This window comes from Paenibacillus sp. FSL R5-0407, from assembly GCF_038009185.1.
Lineage (GTDB): Bacteria > Bacillota > Bacilli > Paenibacillales > Paenibacillaceae > Fontibacillus > Fontibacillus vini.
Map to the genome: position 1 here is coordinate 1,122,369 of NZ_JBBPAX010000001.1, position 24,179 is coordinate 1,146,547.

At 49.2% G+C, this 24,179-nt stretch carries 23 protein-coding genes and 1 riboswitch; of the genes, 7 read left to right on the forward strand and 16 right to left on the reverse strand.

The annotated features are described in order from the left end of the window. The first annotated feature begins 72 nt into the window (after nucleotides 1-72). Together NYE70_RS05450 and xerS are read left to right on the forward strand one after the other, a co-directional pair. Nucleotides 73-483, forward strand: coding sequence for a MarR family winged helix-turn-helix transcriptional regulator (locus NYE70_RS05450; RefSeq protein WP_211020583.1), 411 nt, complete (start codon nucleotides 73-75; stop codon nucleotides 481-483). A 267-nt stretch (nucleotides 484-750) separates the two neighbouring features. Continuing rightward, entirely contained in the window at nucleotides 751-1,848 is a 1,098-nt protein-coding gene (gene xerS, locus NYE70_RS05455; protein ID WP_341045293.1) for a tyrosine recombinase XerS, read from the forward strand. A gap of 75 nt (nucleotides 1,849-1,923) precedes the next feature. On the opposite strand, the gene mobB is transcribed toward xerS, so the two are convergent. From mobB to NYE70_RS05480, 5 genes are read right to left on the reverse strand one after another with little or no spacing between them, the layout of a single operon-like run. Next, nucleotides 1,924-2,466: a molybdopterin-guanine dinucleotide biosynthesis protein B gene (mobB, locus tag NYE70_RS05460; RefSeq protein ID WP_341045294.1), complete on the reverse strand. Its 543-nt coding sequence runs from the start codon at nucleotides 2,464-2,466 to the stop codon at nucleotides 1,924-1,926. Beyond that, on the reverse strand, nucleotides 2,463-3,740 hold the full coding sequence (locus tag NYE70_RS05465) for a molybdopterin molybdotransferase MoeA (RefSeq protein ID WP_341045295.1): 1,278 nt from the start codon (nucleotides 3,738-3,740) through the stop codon (nucleotides 2,463-2,465). Before NYE70_RS05465 ends, mobB begins: the two co-directional genes overlap by 4 nt. Then, nucleotides 3,737-4,078 (reverse strand): prenylated flavin chaperone LpdD, encoded by a 342-nt coding sequence (lpdD, locus tag NYE70_RS05470; protein ID WP_341045296.1) that lies wholly within the window; start codon nucleotides 4,076-4,078, stop codon nucleotides 3,737-3,739. Before lpdD ends, NYE70_RS05465 begins: the two co-directional genes overlap by 4 nt. A gap of 35 nt (nucleotides 4,079-4,113) precedes the next feature. Beyond that, entirely contained in the window at nucleotides 4,114-5,046 is a 933-nt protein-coding gene (locus tag NYE70_RS05475) for a dihydroorotate dehydrogenase (protein WP_341045298.1), read from the reverse strand. Beyond that, the gene (locus tag NYE70_RS05480; protein WP_341045299.1) at nucleotides 5,043-5,738 is read right to left on the reverse strand and encodes a dihydroorotate dehydrogenase electron transfer subunit; all 696 of its coding nucleotides are present in this window, start codon (nucleotides 5,736-5,738) and stop codon (nucleotides 5,043-5,045) included. The genes NYE70_RS05475 and NYE70_RS05480 overlap by 4 nt, the downstream gene beginning before the upstream one ends. A gap of 182 nt (nucleotides 5,739-5,920) precedes the next feature. On the opposite strand from NYE70_RS05480, the gene NYE70_RS05485 reads away from it, so the two are divergent. Then, on the forward strand, nucleotides 5,921-6,748 hold the full coding sequence (locus NYE70_RS05485; protein WP_247681580.1) for a polysaccharide deacetylase family protein: 828 nt from the start codon (nucleotides 5,921-5,923) through the stop codon (nucleotides 6,746-6,748). 50 nt (nucleotides 6,749-6,798) lie between these two features. Here the strand turns inward: NYE70_RS05485 and NYE70_RS05490 are convergent, their stop codons facing one another. From NYE70_RS05490 to NYE70_RS05505, 4 genes are all read right to left on the reverse strand, one after another. Further along, the gene (locus NYE70_RS05490) at nucleotides 6,799-7,488 is read right to left on the reverse strand and encodes a 3D domain-containing protein (protein ID WP_211020590.1); all 690 of its coding nucleotides are present in this window, start codon (nucleotides 7,486-7,488) and stop codon (nucleotides 6,799-6,801) included. Nucleotides 7,489-7,492: 4 nt separating this feature from the next. Next, nucleotides 7,493-7,668, reverse strand: a riboswitch (cyclic di-AMP (ydaO/yuaA leader). A gap of 169 nt (nucleotides 7,669-7,837) precedes the next feature. Further along, nucleotides 7,838-8,560 (reverse strand): amino acid ABC transporter ATP-binding protein, encoded by a 723-nt coding sequence (locus NYE70_RS05495; RefSeq protein ID WP_211020591.1) that lies wholly within the window; start codon nucleotides 8,558-8,560, stop codon nucleotides 7,838-7,840. Then, nucleotides 8,547-9,209: an amino acid ABC transporter permease gene (locus tag NYE70_RS05500; protein WP_211020592.1), complete on the reverse strand. Its 663-nt coding sequence runs from the start codon at nucleotides 9,207-9,209 to the stop codon at nucleotides 8,547-8,549. The genes NYE70_RS05495 and NYE70_RS05500 overlap by 14 nt, the downstream gene beginning before the upstream one ends. A gap of 95 nt (nucleotides 9,210-9,304) precedes the next feature. Further along, the gene (locus tag NYE70_RS05505; RefSeq protein WP_341045301.1) at nucleotides 9,305-10,135 is read right to left on the reverse strand and encodes a transporter substrate-binding domain-containing protein; all 831 of its coding nucleotides are present in this window, start codon (nucleotides 10,133-10,135) and stop codon (nucleotides 9,305-9,307) included. Nucleotides 10,136-10,609: 474 nt separating this feature from the next. Between NYE70_RS05505 and NYE70_RS05510 the strand changes: the two genes are divergently transcribed. Continuing rightward, nucleotides 10,610-12,355, forward strand: a complete 1,746-nt coding sequence (locus NYE70_RS05510) for an alpha-glycosidase (protein ID WP_341045302.1) — start codon at nucleotides 10,610-10,612, stop codon at nucleotides 12,353-12,355. A 115-nt stretch (nucleotides 12,356-12,470) separates the two neighbouring features. On the opposite strand, the gene glgA is transcribed toward NYE70_RS05510, so the two are convergent. Together glgA and glgB are read right to left on the reverse strand one after the other, a co-directional pair. Beyond that, nucleotides 12,471-13,907, reverse strand: a complete 1,437-nt coding sequence (glgA, locus tag NYE70_RS05515) for a glycogen synthase GlgA (RefSeq protein ID WP_341045303.1) — start codon at nucleotides 13,905-13,907, stop codon at nucleotides 12,471-12,473. Continuing rightward, entirely contained in the window at nucleotides 13,904-15,865 is a 1,962-nt protein-coding gene (gene glgB, locus NYE70_RS05520; RefSeq protein WP_341045304.1) for a 1,4-alpha-glucan branching protein GlgB, read from the reverse strand. Before glgB ends, glgA begins: the two co-directional genes overlap by 4 nt. A 190-nt stretch (nucleotides 15,866-16,055) precedes the next feature. On the opposite strand from glgB, the gene NYE70_RS05525 reads away from it, so the two are divergent. Beyond that, the gene (locus tag NYE70_RS05525) at nucleotides 16,056-17,279 is read left to right on the forward strand and encodes a glucose-1-phosphate adenylyltransferase (RefSeq protein WP_211020597.1); all 1,224 of its coding nucleotides are present in this window, start codon (nucleotides 16,056-16,058) and stop codon (nucleotides 17,277-17,279) included. 71 nt (nucleotides 17,280-17,350) lie between these two features. Here the strand turns inward: NYE70_RS05525 and NYE70_RS05530 are convergent, their stop codons facing one another. Genes NYE70_RS05530 through NYE70_RS05550 form a run of 5 tightly spaced genes read right to left on the reverse strand, consistent with a single transcriptional unit; the run spans nucleotide 17,351 to nucleotide 22,054 of the window. Further along, on the reverse strand, nucleotides 17,351-17,893 hold the full coding sequence (locus NYE70_RS05530) for a GNAT family N-acetyltransferase (protein WP_341045305.1): 543 nt from the start codon (nucleotides 17,891-17,893) through the stop codon (nucleotides 17,351-17,353). Continuing rightward, the gene (locus tag NYE70_RS05535; RefSeq protein ID WP_211020599.1) at nucleotides 17,890-19,326 is read right to left on the reverse strand and encodes a sensor histidine kinase; all 1,437 of its coding nucleotides are present in this window, start codon (nucleotides 19,324-19,326) and stop codon (nucleotides 17,890-17,892) included. The genes NYE70_RS05530 and NYE70_RS05535 overlap by 4 nt, the downstream gene beginning before the upstream one ends. Beyond that, nucleotides 19,323-20,021, reverse strand: a complete 699-nt coding sequence (locus NYE70_RS05540) for a response regulator transcription factor (RefSeq protein ID WP_211020600.1) — start codon at nucleotides 20,019-20,021, stop codon at nucleotides 19,323-19,325. The genes NYE70_RS05535 and NYE70_RS05540 overlap by 4 nt, the downstream gene beginning before the upstream one ends. 30 nt (nucleotides 20,022-20,051) lie before the next feature. Then, nucleotides 20,052-21,323 carry a hypothetical protein gene (locus tag NYE70_RS05545; RefSeq protein ID WP_341045306.1) on the reverse strand — a complete coding sequence of 424 codons (1,272 nt, stop codon included), beginning with the start codon at nucleotides 21,321-21,323 and terminating at the stop codon, nucleotides 20,052-20,054. Beyond that, nucleotides 21,320-22,054, reverse strand: a complete 735-nt coding sequence (locus tag NYE70_RS05550) for a phosphonate ABC transporter ATP-binding protein (RefSeq protein ID WP_341045307.1) — start codon at nucleotides 22,052-22,054, stop codon at nucleotides 21,320-21,322. Before NYE70_RS05550 ends, NYE70_RS05545 begins: the two co-directional genes overlap by 4 nt. Before the next feature lie 265 nt (nucleotides 22,055-22,319). Between NYE70_RS05550 and NYE70_RS05555 the strand changes: the two genes are divergently transcribed. Beyond that, on the forward strand, nucleotides 22,320-23,234 hold the full coding sequence (locus NYE70_RS05555) for a winged helix-turn-helix domain-containing protein (protein ID WP_290408108.1): 915 nt from the start codon (nucleotides 22,320-22,322) through the stop codon (nucleotides 23,232-23,234). Nucleotides 23,235-23,318: 84 nt separating this feature from the next. Beyond that, nucleotides 23,319-24,104, forward strand: a complete 786-nt coding sequence (locus NYE70_RS05560) for an HAD family hydrolase (protein ID WP_211020604.1) — start codon at nucleotides 23,319-23,321, stop codon at nucleotides 24,102-24,104. Nucleotides 24,105-24,179 lie beyond the last annotated feature (75 nt).

Here is a 24,179-nt window from a genome sequence, read left to right on the forward strand (position 1 = left end):
CATTATTGTATTATACAACTATAAGTAAATATGTCAACATACTAACCATTTAAATAAAGTGAGGTTAAAACCATGGACGAACAAGCCTTGGATGTTATTGAAGTTGAATTGGCGATCCTTTATCGCCGTATTTCAAACCGTAAACACGGTAATTTGGACCGCTCAGCCTATTTGCTGCTTCATCAAATAAGTGTTTATGGTGCCGCCGGGGTGAAGGCTTTAGCGGATGAATTTCATCTGGACGTCTCTACGGTCAGCCGGCAGGCTGCCGCTTTGGAGCAAAAAGGTTATGTCTTCCGCACTCCAGATCCAACTGACCGGAGAGCTTATTCTTTGCAAATTACGGAGCTTGGAAAACGGGAATTAATCGAATCCAAAAAGGCTCGTACCGAAAGAATCGGCCGCCTGATCCGCGATTGGACGGAAGAAGAGCAGCAAATCTTCGGGGAATTGTTGACCCGATTAAACCGGACCTTTGACTAACCTTCTTTTTTCGAGATTAGATTGTTTATAGATATGTGAAAAGTAGGAAATTTGTCGAAAGTAGCTAAGTATATTTTGGTATTTCTATTGTGAATTTTTCATATGTTGTTGTTTTCGAATTAATTAATCTCAATTTGACAACGTGGTTCCGGTCCTCTATTATTCGAGTTGCTGGGCATCAGAATTCTTCGAATTTATCCTTTTTTCGCTGGAAACATAAGATTTGAATGCGGAGTTGCCCGTCGTTTATTTTGCGGAGGTATGCAAATGAATATTCAAAAAACGATCGATCGAAAAAAGTTAGACGAGCGCGTCGTATTTATGCCCTGGTTCGTACAGCAATTCATCGATTATAAGCTGCCGGACCTTTCCCCCTCCACCCTGTTGGAATATATCCGGGATTATGAGCAGTTCTTTAATTGGTTGCGTGCTGAAGGGCTTTCTGAAGCCGAGAGTAACTCGCAAATCACCCTTAAAGACCTGGAAGTACTACATATGGAGAGCATTGTCGGTTACCGTCTGCATTTAACGACCCGTACGGAGGGGACGAATGCCAGGATTACGGTTTCCCGAAAAATGTCCTCGCTTCGCTCTCTGTTTCATTATTTAAGCCAAATTGCCGAGGATGAGGATTTTTATCCGCTGCTTAAACGCAATATTATGGCCAAGGTAGAAATCAAGCGGGTTCATAAGCCGAAGGATACGGCAGCCAAGCTCAAAGGAAAAATATTAGAAGAGGATGAAATTCTGGAGTTTGTATCTTACATTGCCGAAGGCTACGGACAGGACATTCAAGATAATAAGCAAGCGTTGTTTTCTTATGAACAGAATCGCGAACGGGATGCCTGCATTGCCAGCCTGATCCTCAATTCGGGGTTGCGGGTATCGGAAGTCGTCAATCTTAATGTGGATGACCTCGATCTGGCGAATAAGCTCCTCTATGTGTTCCGAAAAGGGAATAACGACGAAACATTCAAGACTCCCGTTTATTTTCGGGAACAATCGAAGGACGATTTGAGCCATTATCTGGCCTTGCGGCAAAGCCGCTACCGGACGCCCAAGCGGGAAAAGGGCTTATTCGTTACGATCCCAAACGGGCAAAAAGAAGGTAAACGAATGACGAAACGGGCGATTCAGGCGATGATTATCAAATACGCCAAACGATTCGGCAAGCCTTACCTGACAGTGCATAAACTGCGCCATTCATTTGCTACGGACTACTATTTGCAAAATGATATTTACAAAACGAAAGAGCAGCTCGGTCATGCTTCTACCGAGACGACCGAAGTTTATGCCCATCTTACCGACAAGACGATGTCCCAGGCGATTGAGCGCCGGAGTGAAGCGGCGGACACCGGATCATAAACAAAGATCCATTATATTAACACAAATAAAGGTGATTTAGCGGAGTCCGACTCCAGCTAACCACCTTTTTTACGTTTATTGCGCTTTGACATGCTTTAGGATGAAATCCGCAATTTGCTCCACCTCATCAGCAGAAAAACGAGGTACCTCTACTCCCTCCGGCAATAGCGGATCCGATCCCAAGTTGGACTCGCTCTCTCTCAACGCCTCAATCCCTGCGTCCCGGCGGCAAATCAAGGCGACAATTCCGCTCAATTGTGTAATTAGTTCCACATCTTCCGGTTGATGAAGCATAACAAGCTTTGGATAATCTTCTTGTTTGAAGCCCTCCACGAGGATTAAGTCATAGGTGCGAAACCGTTCGACCAATTCTGCAAGCGGAGTCTCGCGCTCCTCTACGACAGCCGTTCTCCAAGGCGAGGTGATGGCCGTCGCCGTCGCACCTGCTTTGCGGAGCTTATAGGTGTCTGTCGCCTCCACGTCGCCTTCAAAGCCATGGACATCATGCTTGATGACAACCGTTTGCAGACCCATTCCCTTGAATATATTCACTAATCCGGCAATCAGCGTCGTTTTCCCGCTGTTTTTGTAGCCGCAAATCTGTATTACTTGCTTCATCGCGCCCCCGGAAGCTGCAACACGGACACCATTTCCCCGGCCGCAACCCCACGGCTTGACGGAGGGATGACTATCAGGACATCACTATCCTTGATCGTAATCATGACGCTGGACTCATCGAGAGCAGCCGGAAAAGCCACAAACCGCCCCTCCTTCAGCTCCAGTCGTCCCCGAACGAAACGGGTGAAATTGTTGACTTTAACGTATTCCCGGCCCAATTCGGCCTGAATTTCCTTCAAAAACGGATCCCTTATTCCGAGCATGGTTCCGATCGCCGGCCGCACAAATAATTCAAATCCAACGAAGCAGGCACCCGGATTTCCGGAGAGCGCGAACAGCAGTTTACCGTTCTTCACCGCAGCGGTCGTAACGCTGCCCGGTCTCATCGTGATCTTATTAAACAGCATCTCCACGTCGTCTCCTGCGACCAGATCGGCCATAATATCGAAATCGCCGACAGAAACGCCTCCGGTAGTCACCACTAAATCATAAAGCTCAAATGCATCCTGCACTTTTTGCCGGGCTGTCCCCAAATCATCCGCAATCGCTTCGAGAATGAACGGCTCTCCTCCGGCATCGCGAATTTGACTGGCCAGCATGTACGTATTGCTGTTGCGGATTCGGCCGTCCTGTAGCGGCTCCTCCACACCAAGGAGCTCCGAGCCGGTTGAGAAAATAGCGACGGATGGCCGTTTAAAGACCGGAACGTTATAAATACCGAACGTCGCAAGCACTGATATTTCCCCGGCGGAAAGGCGACGCCCCTGTTCCAAAATGAGCTCGCCTTCTTGCAGCTCCAAGCCGACCGGTGTAACGTTGCTGCCCGGTTTAATTTCTCTTTTGAGCTGAATATACGCTCTGCCCTGGCTCTCGCTGGATTCGGTCATTTCGAACATAACTACCGCATCGGCTTCATCAGGCACCTTCGCGCCCGTCATAATCCGGGAGACCGTTCCCGGAACAAGAGCTACCGAAGGCAAGCTTCCGCAAGGTATCTCGTCCACGACTTCCAGAAAAACCGGCGTTTCGGCGGAGCAGCCGAGCGTATCGCTGCTGATTACAGCAAAACCGTCCATTCCGGACCGGCGAAAATGCGGGTATGGATGCGGGGCCAGGACGTCCTCGGCAAGAATGCGCCCTTGCGCTTCAGGCAGGGGTACTCGCTCCGTCTCTGAGCGGCGTACATAAGATAAAATTCTCGTTTGCCCTTCCTTGACCGAGATCGCTTTTCTTTTGAATTTTTCTTCTTTTCCGTCCGAAAAGGATGTATTCACCTGGATTCCTCCGTTCTAGCTTGCTCTAACCATTGTTCCAAGAGAGCCCCCGTGATTTCCGAAATCCGGTTTATTTCCTCTCTGTTTAAATCATCGTAATGAATGCCCATCACCACGGTAACCGTACGATTAAGCACCTCTGCAGCCCGTTTGGCCATACCCGCTGTCAAAACATGCTCCTTGTGCCCCGGAACAGCGGTTGTCTGAACCTGGATTCCCTCGCCCTCGGCATAAGCGGTGGAAGCCGCGCCGATATGAGCTTCTCCCCCTGTTATCATCAATAATAAATCCCGCCCGGCGGGAATTGCCTGCAGATTGATATCGTCAAAGCTGTGCATTCGCGAGACCTCCTTAGCATTACCTTCTATCTATTCTAAAGGATGCCGCGAATTTCGTCCAAGCTGTTTACCTTTTGCTCCGTCATAAATTGCTCAAGGCCTTCGATAAGCTCCTTGCCTGCTCTCAAATTTATAAAGTTAAACGTGCCCACTTGAATCACGGCGGCTCCGGCCATAATAAATTCAACGATGTCTTCCGCACTCGATATTCCGCCCATGCCCATGATAGGAATGCTGACCGCGCGGCTGACTTGATGTACCATCCGGAGAGCGATCGGTTTGATCGCCGGGCCCGATAAGCCTGCATACAGGTTGTCAAATACGCTTCGGCGGTTGCGGATATCGATTTTCATGGCCGAGAACGTATTGACCAGCGATATACCATCCGCTCCCTCCGTTTCGCACATCACTGCCATTCCGACGATATCCTCGGCATTCGGGGAAAGTTTGACGACAAGCGGCAGCGAAGTAACCGCACGGATTTCCCGTACAACCTCCCTGGCCGTCTCTGTCTTGATTCCGTAAGCCATTCCTCCGGCCTTGACATTCGGACAGGAAATATTCAGTTCGATCATATCGATGGCCGAACGTCCTTCTCTTCGTCTTGCAGCTTCATCCTGCTCGATCATCAGTGCGCCATCAACATAATCCTGAAGCGTATTACCGCCCAAATTGACAATTCGCGCGGTATCCAAGTCTTCCCATCGTGGGCACTCCTCGCGCAAAAACATGGGGATTCCCGGGTTTTCAAGTCCCACACTGTTCAACAGCCCTGACGCAGTTTCATAAACGCGTATGCCTGAGTTTCCTTCCTTGGGATGAAGGGTCAACCCTTTTCCGGAAATGCCTCCTAAGAGGTTCAAATCATAATAATTGCCATACTCCTTACCGAATCCGAACGTTCCCGAGGCCATTACGACCGGGTTTTTAAAGTGAACTCCAGCAATATTGCAGGACATGTCCATCATGCAAACACCACCTCTTCCGCACGAAACACAGGTCCGTCCGCGCAGGCCTTTTTTCGTCCATCGCGGCACTGGACACTGCATACGAGACAGGCCCCGATCCCGCACGCCATCCGATTCTCAAGCGACACATAAACCTCCGCCTTTGTTCCGGAATCAGCCTGCTTCCGTTGCACGGCTTCCAGCATCTTGTGCGGGCCGCAGGCAATGATCGTGTCATAAGCATTAAAATCTATCTCATCCAAAATAATTCCGCCCACGTTCACTACCACTTGCCCCGTGGTTCCGGCCCGGAATTCATCTACCATGTAAGCCTCTCTGCTGAAGCCTAAATATACGTCTGCATCAGGAATTTGCCCTAAGGCATAATAAAATGGAGCAATACCGATACCTCCACCAACAAACGCCGTCTTCCCTGAAGGTCTCGAAAAACCGTTACCCAGCGGGCCCTCCAAGGAGATAGAATCCCCTTTTCTCAACTTTGAGAACATTTCCGTTCCTTCTCCGGCCACTAAATATAGAAATTCCACGTATTCCGCGGTTACGTTAAAAATGCTTAGCGGTCTGGAAAGCAGAGGATAGTGATCCCATGCCCGCAGCATGTAAAATTGACCCATTGTTCCGGCGAATTGTCCCGCCACGGCGAGTCGATAAACGCCTTCTGCTACCTGCTCATTAGCCAATACTTCCGACAAAATTCTCTCTCCTTCCCGAATAACGCCACTTTGTTTGCTGCTCCTTGCTTCATATTAAGATGCAATTTTTCAGCTATCCGAGTCTGTGATAAACCTCACATTTGCATAATACACATAATTAGCCAGTTTCCTGGGCATACCAATTTATAATACGGTTTCCGGGTAAAAGGAGAGGATTTGCTATGTCTAGATCGACCAAACGGCGGATGATCTCCGCTGGAATCTGCGCCGTCATGACGGCTTTGTTTTGCTGTATCCTCTGCTTATTCCCCGACTCCTCCAATGCGTTTACTACGAAAGGCCCCTTAACAGAGGATACTGATTCATTGGATACCGCACCTGCTTCCGCAAAGCCCTTAAATCTGGGAGAGCTTCGGCGAAAATATTCCGAAACCTTTAAATTCCGCGGTCCAGAAGTGAAACAGATCGCCCTGACTTTTGACGATGTGCCCGATCCGCGGTTTACGCCCCAGGTATTGGCTGCACTTCGCAAAGAAGGAGTCAAAGCGACTTTTTTCGTCGTCGGGCACCGGGCGAAGAAGCATCCGGAGCTGCTGAGGGCCATTCACCGGGACGGCCACATCATCGGCAACCATTCCTTTAGCCATGCTTTGTTCAAAAACCGCTCGCGAAGTCAGTTTCAAAACGAAATTTTGCGAACCGAGAATATTATCGCTAATCTCGTTGGTTATCGGCCCAAGTTGATACGCCCGCCATATGGAGAAATTAACGAGGAACAAGTTAAGTGGGCCAAGAAAAGCGGTTATATTATCGTGAACTGGAATGTCGATTCGCTGGATTGGAAAGGACTCGATTCGGAGAAGGTGAAACAGAACGTCCTCAAGGCCGCAGGCCCGGGTTCTATTGTATTGCAGCATGCCGGAGGGGGAACGGGGTCGGATTTATCCGGAACGATTCAGGCGCTGCCTGAGATCATTCAGACGTTGAAAGCAAAAGGCTATCACTTTGTGACTCTTCCCGAGCTTCTGCAAACGAAGAAGTACAAATAACGGAGAGTAGGAATTAAAAAAGCAGCTCCCTTGGGAGCTGCCGCATTCAATTATTTATCTAAAATATACAATTTAACGTCCTGAAATCCGAACTCATTAACGGTTTGCGGGCTGCCCGGAATGAATATATCAATGCGGTTCCCTTTGATCGCGCTGCCCTGATCGGTTGCGGTCGCAACGAAGGCGTTTTTCGGCAGATTGGAATGGCTATGTCCCGTAACAAGCACTTTAGTGCCCATAGGAATTACTTTCGGGTCAACGGCGATCGTCCCCAACTGCAACGGTTTGCCGAAGTAATCAACGGCTCCCCACTTTCCGTTCTCGCTCGCTGCGGAAGAATATGCCGTAGCCTTAACCTCCACGGTTTTGGAGTAAGAGAAATTCTTGCCCCAAGCCTCTACGGTCTTATCCGCACTTGAGACTTTTACGGCTGATAACGGCTGAGGAATTATGTTTTCCTTTGCGCTTGCAGAAGCTGTTGACATAAGGGCTTTGGATCCTTCTCCAGGGATAACGATATCCAGGCCGCCGTAAATATTCGATGCTTTGATGGATGGATTCGCTGTAATCAGCTTGTTCATATCCACGCCGTATTGTTTAGCCAGAAGGTAAAAGGTGTCTCCTTCCTTCGCTTTATGTATCGAATCCGCATGGACAGGTACCGACTGCAAAGCTCCTGCCAATCCGACTGCAATAATTGTCGCCTTAACGGCGCGTGCTAATTTAGTATGCTTATTCATGATGTCCTCCTTCTACTATCGCCTGCGGAGTTAGTTGTCGGGTTAGGGAAAAAAGGATAGGCCCCTGCGCATTTACTTCGCTTCACCCCAAGATAGCCATGTTCTCGTCATTGGACGGGTACAGCTAATCGGAAAATCGTCCCCCGCACCTGCGCTGGCAGGTTTTGGCCTAATCAATATATCACAATTTTGTAACCAATAGGGCAAGCAAATGTTTCCATGATGCGTTAAGCAGCAGCCAATCAGACTATTTTCACCGATGATGTGATTACAATTCTGTAAAAGCGATCGAACTCAAAAAAAACCGCCGGAGCGTTCTCCGGCGGTTCATTCATGTTATAGAGTTAAGTTACAGCACTTTACTGAGAAAATCCTTGGTCCGCTGATTCTTCGGCGAACCGAAGACCTCCTGCGGAGTCCCTTGCTCCATAATGACACCCTGATCCATAAACAGAATCCGGTCCCCAACTTCGCGGGCAAAGCCCATTTCATGCGTGACGATGACCATCGTCATCCCCTTGTCGGCTAGGTTCTTCATCACGTCCAGCACCTCTCCGACCATCTCCGGATCAAGCGCGGAGGTCGGCTCATCGAACAGCATCACATGCGGCTCCATAGCGAGCGCGCGAGCAATCGCGATCCGCTGCTTCTGTCCGCCCGACAGCTGGGAAGGATAAGCGTCCCGCTTGTCTTCCAGTCCGACCGTGCGCAGCAGGTCCATGGCCAAAGCTTCCGCTTTGTTCTTTTCGATTTTTTTTACACGGATGGGAGCCATAGTGATATTATCGATCACATTTTTATGCGGAAACAAATTAAACTGTTGGAATACCATTCCCATTTTTTCGCGGGTTTTGTTGATATTGTGGCGTTTTCCGGTAATGGATTCCCCTTCGAAAGTGATCTCGCCCTCGGTTGGTTCCTCCAGCAGATTCAAACAGCGGAGAAAGGTACTCTTCCCCGAGCCGCTGGGGCCGATCACAACGACGACCTCTCCTTTGGCGATTTCCAGGTCGATCCCCTTCAAAATGTGAAGCTGGCCGAACTTTTTATGCAAATTTTTAACGGTGATCACTGGCTTTCAACTTCCTTTCGAACAGACCCAAAATACGGGACAGTGTGAATGTCAGAATAAAGTACATAACCGCTACAATCAGATACGGCGTCATGCCGTCGTAAGTGATCGTGACCACAGCACCGGACTGGAACATCAGCTCCGTAATACCGATAAAGGATACGATCGAAGATTCCTTAATAATCGTAATAAACTCATTCCCGATTGCGGGCAGCACCGACTTGATCGCCTGCGGAATAATGATAAAACGCAAGGACATCCAGCGATTCATGCCTAGGGACCGAGCTGCTTCTCCTTGCCCCCGGTCTACGCCCTGGATCCCGGCACGGAATATTTCCGCAAGGTAGGCCGAGCTGTTGATCGAAAGCGTGATCGCTCCGGATTCAATCGGGGAGAAGTTGACATTGAACGCCGTCGAAAAACCGTAATGAATTATTAAGAGCTGGACCAACATCGGCGTTCCCCGTAAAAATTCAACCCAAGCATGGCCGATAAACCGGACAATTCTCCACGGGGCCATCCGCAAGAGCGTAACAAGCAGGCCCAAAATAAAACCGCAAAGAACCCCCAGAGCCGCCAGTAGCAGCGTATACTGCAGACCGGTCAAAAAATAGCTGCGGTACTCCCAAAACATTGTAAAAAGCTCCATGTCCCAATCATTCCTCCTATTTTACCTCAAAAGCCTTGACAAAAAAACAGAAAATAGCGAATAGGCTCCGCTATTTTCTGCAAATCGGTCACCGGTTATTTTTCAGCAAGTGCGCTTGCTTCGGTAACGAACTTATCGATCGAACCGTCTCCGATCAGACGATCCAATGTGGCGTTGACCTGGTCAAGCATTTCCTTGTTGCCTTTCTTCACGCCGACGACATAGCCTTCGTCCTCGGTTACCGGTTTGGCGTCCGTAATGCTGATGCCTTCTACGTTCTTGACGAAAGATTCGGCCACAGGGCCTTCGATAATCGCCACATCAACGCGTCCCGATTTCAGTTGCATGATGATATCGTTTATTTTTCCAAGAGAAGTCAGCTTGGCGCCTGTGATCGTCTTGGCAATGTCTTCTTGAATGGAGCCCTTCTGTACGCCGATCTTCAGACCTTCCAATGATTCCATTGTGTTGTATTTATCTTTGTCCTTGGTCGCGGATACGACCGACTGCTCCGCTTTATAATAAATTTGGGACAAGTCGACTTGCTTCGCGCGTTCCGGTTTCGGGCTGAGACCCGAAATGACGAGGTCCACACGGCCGCTGTCCAATTCATTCAGCAGGGAGTCGAAAAGCATATCCTTGAATTCCACTTCGGCTCCAAGATCCTTCGAGATTTCCTTGGCGATCTCAACATCGAAACCGACGATTTCATTGTCACCATTCTCATTTTTGATTTTAAATTCGTAAGGCGGGAAATCCGCGCTCAATCCTACGATCAGCTTTTTGGAAGCCGTACCGGTATTGGCCGATCCTTGACTTTCATTAGCCGGAGTGTTTCCGCCCGCATTGTTTTTATTTTGTCCGCAAGCGGCAAGCACGCTTGTTACCATAATTAACGCTACAATTAAGATACCCCATTTTCTCATCTGTCTCTCTCCCGTCGGTATTTTTTTATTAACCACCATTCGATTTACTGGGCTAATTATAAATCAACCTGTATATATATGCAAAGCTATTTTTATCATTTTCATCATTTTTTCATACTTCACGGATAATAATCATAAAAATGTTAAATTTTATAAAACCATGGTCAATTCAATATGTAGACCAACCGTATTCAATCAAAAGATTTTAATATAAAATTTTACATTTAATTTGAATTTTATTCATACTCTTTTATGAATGCCCTCCTATCAAATATGCAGCACAGTGAATGACGAAATGTATTTTTATTAAATTTTGTAATAAATATTAATTAACGCACTCTTCTTCAAAAAGAAACATACATGGGTTAAGTGGGGGAATAATGGTTCATAAAGGGTCTCATTTGGTTATTAATTAGCTGAAAAACCTGCTCGGTTTTTAAGTTGATTTTCATGCTACGTAAGGAGGTGGCCCCTGTGCTGCTAGAAGCGCTATATCATGTACCCAGGGATAAATGGGCCTATGCTTACGACACAAGTACGATACATTTGCGCGTTCGAACCAAACGGGACGACGTGGAAAATGTATTTGCGATGACCGGCGATAAGTATGATTGGGATGGAACGTACCAGGAAATCCCGATGGAAAAAGCTGCCCATGACCGGATGTTCGATTATTGGGAAGTGGCCGTGAAGCCCCGGTTCAAACGTTTGTCTTATGCCTTTAAACTGACTGCGGGAACAGAAACCGTGTATATGCTGGATACGGGCATTCAGCATGAAGGCCCGACTCCGCCCGGCGAATTGTATGAATTCCCGTATATCCATGAAATCGATGTATTTAAGGTTCCGGAATGGGCGAAAAAGGCCGTGTTTTATCAAATTATGCCCGAACGGTTTGCAAACGGCGATCCCGGCAACGACCCGGAGAATACCCAGCCTTGGGGCGGACAGCCCGGTACGGACAACTTTTTCGGCGGGGATCTAAAAGGCGTGCTGGATCATCTGGACGACCTGACCGATCTCGGCATCAATGCGATCTATTTCACGCCGCTCTTTGTATCCCCCTCCAACCATAAGTACGATACCGTAGATTACAAAAAGGTCGATCCCCATTTCGGTGACAACGAGACGCTTAAACAGGTCGTGGAAGCATGCCATAACCGTGGCATTCGCGTTGTGCTCGACGCCGTGTTCAATCACTGCGGCGAACAATTTCCTCCCTTCCAGGATGTGCTTAAGAACGGCGCGGATTCCAAGTATGCCGACTGGTTCCACATCAACGAGTTTCCGGCTCAGATCCATAATGGAATTCCTACGTACGATACCTTCGGTTTTTTCGGAAACATGCCCAAATTCAACACCGCAAATCCGGAAGTTAAGGAATACTTGCTTGGCGTAGCTGAGTATTGGATTCGCGAAATCAAGCTCGATGGCTGGCGGCTGGACGTGGCCAACGAAGTCGACCACCATTTCTGGCGCGACTTCCGCAAGGTGGTCAAGGAGGCCAATCCGGATGCCTATATTATCGGCGAGGTATGGAGTGATTCCCTGAACTGGCTGCTTGGAGACCAGTTTGACTCCGTCATGAACTACCCCTTTGCTGACAAAGTGCTGGAGTTCTTCAACGGCGGGATGGACGGCTACAATTTCTCCAATGAGATGGGCTCCTTAATTATGCGGTATCCGCAGCAGACGAATGAAGTGGTATTCAATATGCTGTGCAGCCATGATACCCCCCGCCTGTTGACTCGGGTCGGTACGGATAAGCGGAAACTCAAGCTGTGTGTTGTTTTCCTGTTTACCTATATCGGCACACCGTGCATTTTTTACGGGGATGAGGTGGGGATTACCGGGAACGGCGATCCGGACTGCCGGAAGTGTATGGAATGGGATCCAAAGAAGCAGGACCGCGAGCTGTACGATTTTTACAAAATGATGATCGAGCTCCGCAGAAAGCATGGTGCGCTCCGGCATGGGCGATTCCGCTTCCTGCAGGCGAATCCGAATGATCCCTGCATCGTCTATGAACGTATGGATGATCACATGCATTTTACGATCTGGATGAACAATACGGAGGAATACCGGACCTTGACCCATCCTATGGAAACGGAAGACTGGCGCGACGCACTTACAGAGGACCGTGTTAAGCCAAAAGACGGCATGATGAATGTCGGTCTCGATCCGTTTGGTTTCCGGATTCTCTACCGCAAGTTAAAATAAACATCTCGTAATTAAGAATAAATACAACATAAATCCCCCCGATGTGATATTACCTTCGCATCGGGGGGATTTGTATATGCTATAAGTTTCCTGGCTAACCGCCTAATCGAAATATCTACTCCGATTCCGTAAGGCTCCTGTAAATGTCGATATATTGCTCCGCCGAATTGTTCCAGCTATAGTCTCCAGCGAATGCATTAGCCACGATCTTTTTCCATTCTTCGGGCTGATGATAAAACGAAACGCCTCTGCGCAGCGTATACAGCAAATCATGGGCATTGTAGTCCTTGAAGGTGAATCCATTGCCCTCTCCGGTATACTCATTGTAAGCATGAACCGTATCGTTCAGCCCCCCGGTTTCCCGGACAACGGGAATGCTTCCGTAACGAAGCGCCAATAATTGACTGATTCCGCAAGGCTCGAAACGCGACGGCATCAGGAACAGATCACTTCCCGCATAGATACGGCGGGACAGGCCGTCGCTGAACTTGATTTGAACCGACAGCTTCTCCGGATGACGGTGTGCCGCTTCCCTGAACCAATCCTCATAGGCCCGGTCTCCGGTCCCCAGCACAACGAACTGAACGTCGTCAAAATGCAGCCATTCGTCCATAATCCGGGTGACCAAATCAAGTCCCTTTGGCTCAACCAGCCGGGTAATCATGGCGACCAGAGGTACATCCGGAGCCACAGGCAGCCCCACTTCCCGTTGAAGAGCGGCTTTATTCTCCCTCTTTTTATTCAGGCTAGTGCGGTATCGTGCAGCCAGTTCCGGATCTGTCGACGGGTTGTATAGCTTCACGTCGATCCCGTTTACAATTCCGGACATCCGGTCTCCAAGCGAACGAAGCAGGCCGTCCAAGCCATATCCGTAATGCTCCGTCCGGATCTCCGAGGCATAGGTCGGGCTCACGGTCGTCACATGATCAGCGAACACGAGCCCAGCTTTCATGAAGCTCACATTCCCGTTATACTCTACCCCATCCGGTGTAAAGTAGCCATGCGGCAAGCTCAGCAAATCGCCAAGAATTTCGTACGGGAATATCCCTTGGTACAGCAAATTGTGAATCGTAAATACGGTACGAATGTCAGCATACGCCGGGTTCCATCGATAATGTTCCCGCAGCAAAAGTGGAATCATAGCGGTATGCCAGTCATGGCAGTGAAGCACGTCAGGGAAAAAGTCGATGGCCGGAAGAATTTCCAGGACGGCACGGTTTAAATAAGCAAACCGTTCCCCGTCATCCCAATAACCGTATACCCCGTCTCTGCCAAAGTAATATTCGTTATCGATAAAATACACCGGAATTCCGTCCCACACCAAGTATTCTATGCCTCCGTACTGTTGACGCCAGCCCACGGGGACAACCACTTCGCCCAAATGGCGCAAAGTCTCGGTATAAGCTGCCGGTATGTCCTTATATTTCGGCAGGACCACGCGCACGTCATGTCCCGCCTGCTTCAACGCCTTAGGTAAAGCACCTATCACGTCGGCGAGTCCTCCGGTTTTAATAAACGGTTCCGCTTCGGCGGCCGCGAACAAAATTTTCATTTTTTCTTCCTCCCTTGCGGCGTTGATTTGGTCTTTGCCGTCTTTGATCCGGCGGCAGCGGTTGCGGTTTTTTTCCAGATCGACATACTAAGCGGCGGCAAATTCAATACCAAGCTCTGCTTCTGATTATGCCATGGCGTTTTCTCGCTCTTTGCGCCTTTCTTATTCACCTTTCCGCTTCCGCCGTAATTTAGATTTTCTGTACTAAATATCTCTTCATACGTGCCTGCTCTGGGAATGCCAAGGCGGTAATTGTTCCGCTCCACCGGCTGAAAATTGATGACAACCAGCAGTGTATCCTTCACTTTTTTGCCAATGCGGAGATAGCAAATCACGCTCTGATCAGCGTCGTCCGCATTAATCCACTGATAGCCCTCAAACGTATGATCCAATTCCCACAGCGCCGGCTCTTGAAGGTACAAGTGATTCAAAGCGGCAGTATATTCCTGCATTTTTCTGTGCGATTCGTACTCCAGAAGAAACCAGTCGAGCTCCCCTTGATCCCGCCATTCGATAAATTGGCCGAACTCACCGCCCATAAACAGCAGCTTCTTGCCCGGAGAGGTCATCTGATAACCGAGCAGCAAACGCAGCCCCGCAAATTTTTCTTCATAACCGCCCGGCATTTTGTCAACCAGCGACTTCTTGCCATGAACGACCTCGTCATGCGACAGCGGCAATGCAAAATTCTCCGAATAAGCGTAGCAAATCGGAAAAGTCAGCAGATGATGGCGAGCCGGCCGTTCCCAAAACGGTGTCTCCACGTAAGCGAGCGTATCGTTCATCCAGCCCATATTCCACTTGTAGTTAAAGCCTAGCCCTCCTTCGTGTACGGGAGACGTAACCATAGGCCATGCGCTGGACTCCTCCGCCATCATCAAAGTATGAGGATAATACAGGAATACCGTCTCGTTCAATTGCTGCAAAAAGGAAACTGCCTCCAGATTCTCGATGCCGCCCTGCTCATTTCGTTTATACTGGCCCTCGGATTTCTCGAAATCCAACCGCAGCATGCTGGTCACCGCGTCGACTCTTAATCCGTCAAAATGATACATATCCAGCCAATACAACGCATTTGAAATCAAGAAGGCGCGCACCTCCGGCTTCCCGAAATCGAAGCTGAGTGTGCCCCAACCCGGTTTCTCCGCTTTGGACGGGTCGGCATATTCATACAGCGGCGTACCGTCAAACATCCGCAAACCGTGGGCATCCTTCGTAAAATGACCCGGAACCCAGTCCAGAATCACACCGATCCCCGCTTCATGGCAACGGTCGACAAAGTACATCAGATCTTGTGGCTCACCAAATCGGCTCGTCGGGGCGAAATAGCCCGTCGTTTGATAACCCCAGGATAAATCATATGGATGTTCAGTCAGGGGCATAATTTCAATATGGGTATATCCCATCTTTTCGACGTAAGGAATTAACAGATCGGCCATCTCCCGATAAGTGTAGAAACTCCCGTCTTCCCGCTGTCTCCATGTACCGAAATGCAATTCATAAATGTTCAACGGCCTCTGGTACGGTGCCCGCTTTTTACGTCTCCATGCCGCATCCCCCCAACTGTACTCATCCAGGGATTTCACCACGGAGGCGGTTGCCGGTCTTACTTCTGCGTAAAAAGCATAAGGATCGGCTTTAAGAAATTTGTTGCCGTCCGGACCCGTAATTTCATACTTGTAAAAAATCCCTTCTTCAAGTCCCGGAAAAAAGCGAGTCCAAATCCCCGAATCGGGTATCTTATATAATAAATCGTTCTCCCCGTTCCAGCCGTTTTGATCGGTGGCCAGGGAGACCTGGCGCGCGGCTGGCGCCCAAACCGTGAAACGGATTCCAGTCTCGCCGTTTTCCTGGGCGACATGGGCACCGAACGTCCGGTAGCTGCGGTAAAGTGTTCCTTCATGGAATAAATACACGTCCGTGTCCGAAACGGCGCTCGTTTTGAATGGCTCTAACAATTTATCACCTGCTTTTATGTATAGTCCCACTTAAATATTTACCCAAAACTCCCCGAAACTGAACAGGAAAATTAAAAATGAAAAAATAAATGTAATATTTTCTTGGGATTTCCATAATTTTAGTTTCAACTACATTATATCTCGTTTATGTATGTACTACACAGACGAAACCTTACGGGAGGGAAACGAAATGAAAAAGAAAGACTGTATTGCTATGCTTCTGGCCGGTGGTGAGGGCCGACGATTGTCGCCGCTTACGTCCAAGCTTGCCAAACCCGCCGTTCCTTTTGGCGGCCATTATCGGATTATCGATTTTCCTCTCAGCAACTGCGTGAATTCCGGAATTGACACCATTGGTGTTCTTACCCAATATGAAGCGGAATCCTTGCATGAACACATCGGCGAAGGAGATGCCTGGAACCTTCCGCGGACGGCCAATAACGGAATTTCCTGTTTGCCATCCTATAACGCCGGGGTAGAGGAATATGCAGGTACTGCTGATGCCATATTTAAAAATATCGATTTCGTGGACGGTCACGAACCCGAAAATGTATTAATCCTTTCGGGCGACCACATTTACCACATGGATTACCGGGAAATGCTTGATTTCCATATGGCATCGGACGCTTCTGCGACGATCTCGGTAATGCCTGTACCGTGGGAAGAAGCGCACCGGTTTGGAGTCATGTCTACGGATGAGCATTCCAGAATTACCGAATTTGCTGAGAAACCAGCGCAACCGGCCAGCAATCTGGCCTCGATGGGAATATATTTGTTTAAATGGGACTTCCTCAAGCAGCATCTGATTGAAGATGCAATGGACGAAAACTCCAGCCATGATTTCGGCAAAGATGTGATTCCGAAAATGCTGGCCGGGGACAGAGCGCTGCATGCTTATGAATTCAAGGGCTACTGGCGCGATGTCGGTACGGTTCAAAGCCTGTGGGAAGCTCACATGGACATTTTGGCCAAAGACTCGGACTGGAAGCTGATGAACGAAGCATGGCCGATGTATACCCGGGAGCATGCCCGTTTGAAAGCAAAACCGTTTAAAACACGCAGCGTTCAGACGAAATCGTCCATGATCCATGATTGCTGTGCGCTCGAAGGTTATTCCGAGCGATCCGTTATTTTTGGCGGCACCGAGGTGGGTCGTTATACGAAAATCAAGGACAGCGTCATTATGCCTAATGCCCGGATCGGTCGCGGGGCTTTGATTGAGCGGGCCATCATCGGTGAAGGAGCCATTATTCACGACGGCGCCGTAGTCAGAGGAACCGAAGGCGAAATCGTCGTTGTAGGCCCTTATGAGACCGTTCAGGCCAAACCGGCCGCACGCCCTCAGCCTGCCCGCCTGCTCAAGGAAGTATACGACAAGACGGCCCGTCTTCGTGCCGAAGGACTGTCTTCCTAATACGACATAGCTGCATATTTTATATAAAAAAAGGGTGTCGGCCCAGGCCGACACCCTTTGTGCGTTATTCATTACAACTTTCGGTAGAGCTCGCTGTTCATCTCGTACAGTATATACTCCCTGCCGTTCAGTACTCCTCTTCCCCGCGTTTCCATGCCCAGTTCCCTGTAATAGGGATTCAGCTTGCGGTTCTCGCTCCAGCAGTCAAATCTCAGGCCTTTACGCCCGAGTTCGCGGCTCCGTCTGGCCGCCCAGTAAATGAAATCGCGGCCCAAAGCATGCCCCCGAAAGGAAGGCGTGACCGTTAAACGGTGCAGATAACTGTAGCCTTCCTCGTTCAGGGAGCCCCAATAATCCGGATCGCTCTGTTGAAGCGTAAACATACCGACCGGCTCATCGGGTCCCACAACCAAATAAATTTCCCGTTTAGCAAAATAAGTCGCGATTTCTTGCTCGGTAAATTGTTCCGGCTTCCATTGCCTGATCCCGACGGACGCCATCCAATTTGCAGCTTCAACCAACAGAGATCGAACGAGCTCCGCATCATCTTTGTCCGCCAGGCATATCTCCAATTCTCCTGCTGAGGTCATAATCGTTCCTAATGGCGTTCTCATACAGGTTCACCGCTTTCTTCGGTTCCCTCTTCCGGTTCAGCAAGCGGCAGCTTGACGGATACTGTAGTACCGGTGCCCAGCTCACTGTGAATATCCATTTCTCCATGGTGCAGTTCAACCAGTTGCTGGCTGATGGCCAGCCCCAGCCCGGTTCCGCCGCCTTGGTGGTTGACCTGGAAAAACCTGTCTTTAACCTTGTTCAAATGCTCATCGCTGATCCCGATTCCGTTATCGACCACTTCAATCAGCACCCAATCGGGTTCAGTTCGGGTAATCACCAGATGGATCCAGCTGTTCTCATTGGAAAATTTGATCGCATTATCAACGAGGTTCAGAAATACCTGCTTCAACCGGTTCCCGTCTCCAACGACGATAATCGTTTGTACCGTCCGGTCCTCCAGCTTAATCTGAATGCCTTTTTGTTCCGCCTTGGCCCAAACGTTCAGCATCGTTTCCTGAAGCAGTTCTTTCAGATTAACACGTCCAATGACCAGCTTCATTTCATTTTGCTGGAGCTTGGAGAAATCGAGCATTTCCTCTACCAAGCCGATGAGGCGGTCGGTTTCTTTGGCGATAATGCCCATGCCTATCTTTGTTTCTTCCGGGTCGAAGCCGCCCAGGGTCAAGGTTTCGCTCCAGCCCTTAATCCCTGTCAGAGGCGTACGCAGCTCATGCGAGATCGATGAAATGAAGTCGTCTTTGATCTGGTTGCTGCGCACGATCTCTTGAGCCATATAGTTTAACGTGGCGGCCAGTTCGCCGAGCTCATAGCGGTAATTCCCTTTGATCCGCACGTCAAACTTCCCCTTGGCCATATGGGCCGAGACCGCCCTGATGTTGTTGATCGGCTTAACGATCGAATTGGCCAATCCGATACTAAAAAGTGTGACGAGAGCCAGTACCGCAAGGCATACCGCCCCCGATAACAGCGTAAGCTTCATTAAATTTGAATTTACGGCTTCCAGCGAAGTGACGAACCTGACGATATACCGGTTCTCCCCGCGCACCTGGAGCGGCGTGGAAACCGCCATCACCATTTCGCCTGTAGACGGCTGCCGGCCGATCCATTTGCCCACGCTTCCGGCTGCCGCCTGCGAGACATCGCTCGTCTGGATCGCTTTATCCGCCTGAAACGCGTTGCTGCTGGCCTCGACTTCGCCCTTTTTGTTTAATATCATCAGCTCCGTATTATCCAACTCAAACGTGCGCAGCATTTCCGTGAAATAATCGGGATCACGTTCCGCATTCAACCGCACGAACTTTTGAAAAAAGTCGGAAGCCCAAGTGGAGTGTGTATACATATGATTGTAAATCGTGTCGTAATAATAAACCCGGATCGCCAATGAAAAGATCAATTCCACCATGAACAAGGTTACGAATACGACGATGAAATATTGTAATACGATTTGCCGGCCTATGCCTTTTTTGATCATTGTCCCTCGCCTTTCCACTTATAGCCGTGTCCCCACACGGTTTGCAGAAAAGCCGGTTCCGACGGATTGTTCTCGATCTTCTGCCGCAGCCTGCGGATGTTCACATCGACAATCTTGGGGTCTCCCATATATTCCTTGCCCCATACATGATCCAGCAGCAGATCCCGGCTAAGCGGTGTGTTCTCCTGCTCCAGGAAATACTGGATCAGCGAAAATTCTGTCGGCGTAAGCTCTATAAGCTGGCCATTCTTTTTAAATTGCTTGGATATCAAATCCAGGGTAAACGGCCCTGAAGTAAAAGATACTTTGGCGCTGCTCTCCCGGTATACGTTCACTCTCCGGAGCAACGACTGAATTCTGGCGATCAATTCGGTCGGACTGAACGGCTTGCTCACATGATCGTCCGCCCCGACAGACAAAGCATAAACTTTGTCCTGTTCCTGTACTTTTGCGGTCAGAAAAATAATCCCGATCCGCTCATTCGTCTCCCGGATTCTCCGGCAAACTTCAAACCCGTCGATTCCCGGCACCATGACGTCCAGCAGCGCGATATCTATATCCGGAATGCTCTGCAGCTTCGCCAGGGCTTCGTTGCCTTCCGCCGCCTCAATCACCTCAAACCCGTTGCGCTTGAGATTGATCACAATAAAACTGCGGATGGATTCTTCGTCTTCCAAAATCAATACTTTGCTCAACTTGGTCTCCTCCCTCTTATTCGCCAGCGTTTAACGCTTGATCTCTTTTTCGCCTTTATTAATTTTCAAATCGGTATGGCTCAGGAATCCGATAACCTTGTCATTATCCCGGGCCATCAGTTCCCAGTCTCCTTTATTTCGTTCCCATTCCGAAAGGGAGAAGAACCGGATTTCCGCCACCGTTTCACCCGAGTCAATCTTGGTAAACCAGAGGTGCTCGTTTTGATCCGACTTCGGATCGATCGTTACCTTCCCCCACCATTCTTTCGGGAAGTTGAAATAAAAACGGCCCGCTAAATCCATATATTGCTGCATAACGAATTTAAGACCTGCATCTTCTTCCCACTGGTAATAAGAAAACAGAGGTATATCATCATACGGCCGGGATTCCCAGCCTTTCGGCTTCTCGGAGCGGCCGACCTCCAGAATGCCGTCTCCATCCACATCGCCGCTCAGAACGGGATAGTTCTTAAATGTGGAGTCCTGAGAAGGCAGCAGGTCGATCAGCTTGCCGTCCTTCATGACGACCAGATGCGAATAAGCGTAATGCGTTCCGAAGGCGGCATCGAGGATGATTCCTTTGAGCTTAGGCGTAATGTTGCCGCTGACCGTATTGTAGTACTGCTTAATCGGATCATCCAATTGGATGTGAGCCAGTTCTTGAAAACCTTCATTATATTGGTATACCGTAACCGTAGCGTTTTGATCCCGCTTCAAGGTTACAACGGTCAAGTCGAGCAGACCGTCCTGGTTGAGATCATCGATAAGAAAATTGTTGTACGGCAGGGACAGTACATTTTCCACTTCTGATCCGTTATAGGTATAGACGGTAAGTCCTTTCTGGGGATCTTCTTCTCCGCTGGTAAATCCGGCGATAATGTCCAGGTGGCCGTCTCCGGTAATATCGCGGACCTCAAATGTCTCCAGTACTTGTCCTTCTCCGTCGAATTTAACCTTAGGAACCCAGGTGTCTCCCGTATGTTCCAGAATCATCCCGTGAATCCGGACCGCTTCGTCCGGAGTTTCGTAGAATACTACGGCTTCCTTGACTCCGTCGTTGTTCAGATCGGGTGTCCGGATCGAGCTGATGTCGCTGACGTCCCGGGGCCGGATGATCTGTGCCCCTTTGATCTCGGCGTTAATAACGCTGATGAGCGACTCTTTGTCCGAGGACAGCTGCGGCGTCTCCATCAGCGATTTCGGATCTTTAATGATATTGCATCCGCTCAGCGCAAAGAGCAGAAAACCTCCGGCTGCTGCGGTAATCCAGCTTTTGTGGAACAATTTCATCACTCTCTTCATACCAGATCGATCGAACGCTTCTCTTCAGCGGTCAACCGTCTGCCCGATACATCGAGCTTAAGTTCTCCTTCATAGAGTCCCCAAATTCTCGTGCAATAGCGCTCAGCCAGTTCAATCGGCAATGCGGCAACGACTGTTTTGCCCTGTTCGCTGCACAGCGAGCGAAGCGTATTCAGTACGCGTTCCGCCGATTGGGGATCGAGACCCACTACCGGCTCGTCCGCTGCGATAAATCCGGCTCCATGGACCAGTGCTCTGCAGATGGCAACGCGCTGTCGCTCTCCCCCGCTAAGCTTTCCGGCCTTTACATGAGCTTTATCGAGCAATCCGAACTTCTCCAGCTCGTCCATCGCACCCATGTAATCGTCGGATCGAACCATCCCGGTGATTCGTCTCAGAAAAGAAGTCTGGCCGACTTGTCCGATCAGCACATTTTTCAGCGCTGTCTTGTCGGGATATAATGATGGATTTTGCTCCAGGTAGGCGCATTTGGAACGGTATTTCTGTGAGCCTTTGCCCCCGCCCTTAATGATCTGGTTACCGTCCCAGGAGTAATCCCCACCATTCCAGCTCTCCCGCAATGCGAGGCAACGGAGCAACGTGCTCTTGCCGCTGCCGCTCGGTCCGACGACGCCGATGATTTCTCCCTGCTCAAACTGGGTGGTGATTCCCCGCAAAACCTGTTTTTTATTGCCATCCACCGATTTTTTCAAGTGGCTTACTTTGATCATCTGTCCGATTCTCCTTTAACTGCGCTCTCATCTTTAGTTTATTGGAAATAGGCTTCAAAATCCATTACAGCATCTTCATAATTGGCAACAATAAAGAAAGAAAATCGCTGGATAACCCGGCGACTTCCGTAATGTGGCATTCATGTTAGCTTTTAGATGAAATAAAGTCACGCTTTTTAAACCCTATACAAACATTATAGTAGACAACCTCCACGCCAACAAGCCATAATGAAAATGTATGCATTGACCCGTGGGAGGTTTAGTCATGTACTATGACGTGAAAATCGATGTTTCACCGGTGTATGAACTTCTAAGCAGCTTTATTATATACACGACCCGTAAATGGGTGAACAATTTAGATGTCGGTACCGAATGGATCGAGTCCCTCGATTCCCGGTTTAGCGAAGAGGATCGGCAACGTTTTACCGATACCGCAGCGCTGCCCTTTACGGACTATGATTTGCTATATGCCCTGGTATTGGAACGAAGCACAGATTCAGATATCGATTCCTTTTTGAACGAGCTTGCCGAAGACGAAGAGGATACGCTGCTTCACAAACTCAAATCCTATGTTCCCGCTGTGAATAGTGAGGATATTTCCCGCCTGAGATCCTACGTACCTCTATTGCGGCTGTGGAACGATGAATATTTCCGCGAAATTGAGGAGCAGTATGCTTCCTTGCTGGAAGAGGATGCGGCCGAGAAACAGGCTTTAATGCACAAGATGGATCCCGATGCCCTGCTGGAGTATGCCTCCGGCGGATTGGTGCTGGAACCTCAGCTGCCGATCAAAAAAGTAGTTCTGCTCCCCTCCATCCATTTTCGTCCGATAAATACATATTGCTTCTATGAAAGTACGCTGCTGATCCAGTATCCGCTGGATTTGCCGGAACTGGACGAAGACGAGCCGCCAATCTGCCTGCTGCGACTGACGCGTGCCCTCGCCAACCCGGAACGATTGCGCCTGTTGCGCTACGTGGCTGATGAGCCGAAATCCCTGCAGGAACTTCTTCAGAATTTGAACGAGACCGAGGAACAACTGATGCATCATATGATGCGGCTTAGGGTAGCCGGTCTTCTTCGCGTCCACCTGATGGACCGGGACAACGAGAAATTCAGCATCCGGCCGGACGGAGCGTCCGAACTGCAGATGTTCCTTGAATCTTATATTCGACTTTAGGTATTTGCTTTTGCGCCGGCCCTTCTGCTAAGGTAGGATACATACAAAAATTTACCCGCTTCCCTTCAGAAGGAGTGACTTAACTTGAATAGGCCGCTGCGGCAGCAAATTATTTTTGATCTGGACGATACCCTTGTCCACTGCAATATTTATTTCGACCAAATTCTTGACGAATTCAGTGAACTGTTGGCCGATTGGTTTCAGGAATTCCGCATCACGACCGAGGAAATCCGCAACAAGCAAATTGAAATCGATGTCGCCGGCGTGGAGCTGATCGGCTTCGTCAGCAGCCATTTTCCACAATCCCTTGTAGACACCTATCGTTATTTCTGCCGACTTTTGGGCCGGGATCTTAATATTGCGGAAGAAGACAAACTGATGAAGCTTGGAATGAGCGTGTATGACCGCGAGGTTGAGCCGTATCCAGGCATGGTGGAAACACTGAATCTCTTAAGATCGCAAGGTCATGAGCTATACCTGTATACCGGAGGAGAAACGACCATCCAGCAGCGTAAAATCGAACAGATGAAACTGGCCGATTATTTCCAGGACCGTATCTACATCCGGCAGCATAAAAATGTTGAAGCGCTGGAAGAAATCCTGACCTCCCGTACATTTGAACGGCGTTCTACCTGGATGATCGGGAACAGCCTGCGCACGGACATCGAGCCGGCCCTTTCCGCCGGAATCAACGCCATCTATATCAAACATCCGAAGGAATGGACCTATAATCTGATTGACCTAAAAAAAGAGACGGACACTTCCATGTATACCGTATCCTCTCTGGAGGCCGTTCCGGGTGTGATCGCCGGAAGCCTGACGCTTACCCAAGCTAGTCAGAGTGCATCCTCCGGTCGCATCGGCCGCTAATATGGACATGCTTGTTTTTCGTAGATAAACCGCTTTTCTGATATATTCTTGCCATAAAAAAAAGGCAGCCGCTCA

Excerpts from the sequence above, each read along its gene's own strand:
- NYE70_RS05545 (WP_341045306.1), bottom strand. The coding sequence starts at position 21,323 with ATGAAGAGAGTGATGAAATTGTTCCACAAAAGCTGGATTACCGCAGCA.
- xerS (WP_341045293.1), top strand. The coding sequence starts at position 751 with ATGAATATTCAAAAAACGATCGATCGAAAAAAGTTAGACGAGCGCGTC.
- NYE70_RS05555 (WP_290408108.1), top strand. The coding sequence starts at position 22,320 with ATGTACTATGACGTGAAAATCGATGTTTCACCGGTGTATGAACTTCTA.
- NYE70_RS05525 (WP_211020597.1), top strand. The coding sequence starts at position 16,056 with ATGAAAAAGAAAGACTGTATTGCTATGCTTCTGGCCGGTGGTGAGGGC.
- mobB (WP_341045294.1), bottom strand. The coding sequence starts at position 2,466 with ATGAAGCAAGTAATACAGATTTGCGGCTACAAAAACAGCGGGAAAACG.
- glgA (WP_341045303.1), bottom strand. The coding sequence starts at position 13,907 with ATGAAAATTTTGTTCGCGGCCGCCGAAGCGGAACCGTTTATTAAAACC.
- NYE70_RS05535 (WP_211020599.1), bottom strand. The coding sequence starts at position 19,326 with ATGATCAAAAAAGGCATAGGCCGGCAAATCGTATTACAATATTTCATC.
- NYE70_RS05475 (WP_341045298.1), bottom strand. The coding sequence starts at position 5,046 with ATGATGGACATGTCCTGCAATATTGCTGGAGTTCACTTTAAAAACCCG.
- NYE70_RS05530 (WP_341045305.1), bottom strand. The coding sequence starts at position 17,893 with ATGAGAACGCCATTAGGAACGATTATGACCTCAGCAGGAGAATTGGAG.
- lpdD (WP_341045296.1), bottom strand. The coding sequence starts at position 4,078 with ATGCACAGCTTTGACGATATCAATCTGCAGGCAATTCCCGCCGGGCGG.
- NYE70_RS05450 (WP_211020583.1), top strand. The coding sequence starts at position 73 with ATGGACGAACAAGCCTTGGATGTTATTGAAGTTGAATTGGCGATCCTT.
- NYE70_RS05490 (WP_211020590.1), bottom strand. The coding sequence starts at position 7,488 with ATGAATAAGCATACTAAATTAGCACGCGCCGTTAAGGCGACAATTATT.
- NYE70_RS05485 (WP_247681580.1), top strand. The coding sequence starts at position 5,921 with ATGTCTAGATCGACCAAACGGCGGATGATCTCCGCTGGAATCTGCGCC.
- NYE70_RS05505 (WP_341045301.1), bottom strand. The coding sequence starts at position 10,135 with ATGAGAAAATGGGGTATCTTAATTGTAGCGTTAATTATGGTAACAAGC.
- NYE70_RS05500 (WP_211020592.1), bottom strand. The coding sequence starts at position 9,209 with ATGGAGCTTTTTACAATGTTTTGGGAGTACCGCAGCTATTTTTTGACC.
- NYE70_RS05550 (WP_341045307.1), bottom strand. The coding sequence starts at position 22,054 with ATGATCAAAGTAAGCCACTTGAAAAAATCGGTGGATGGCAATAAAAAA.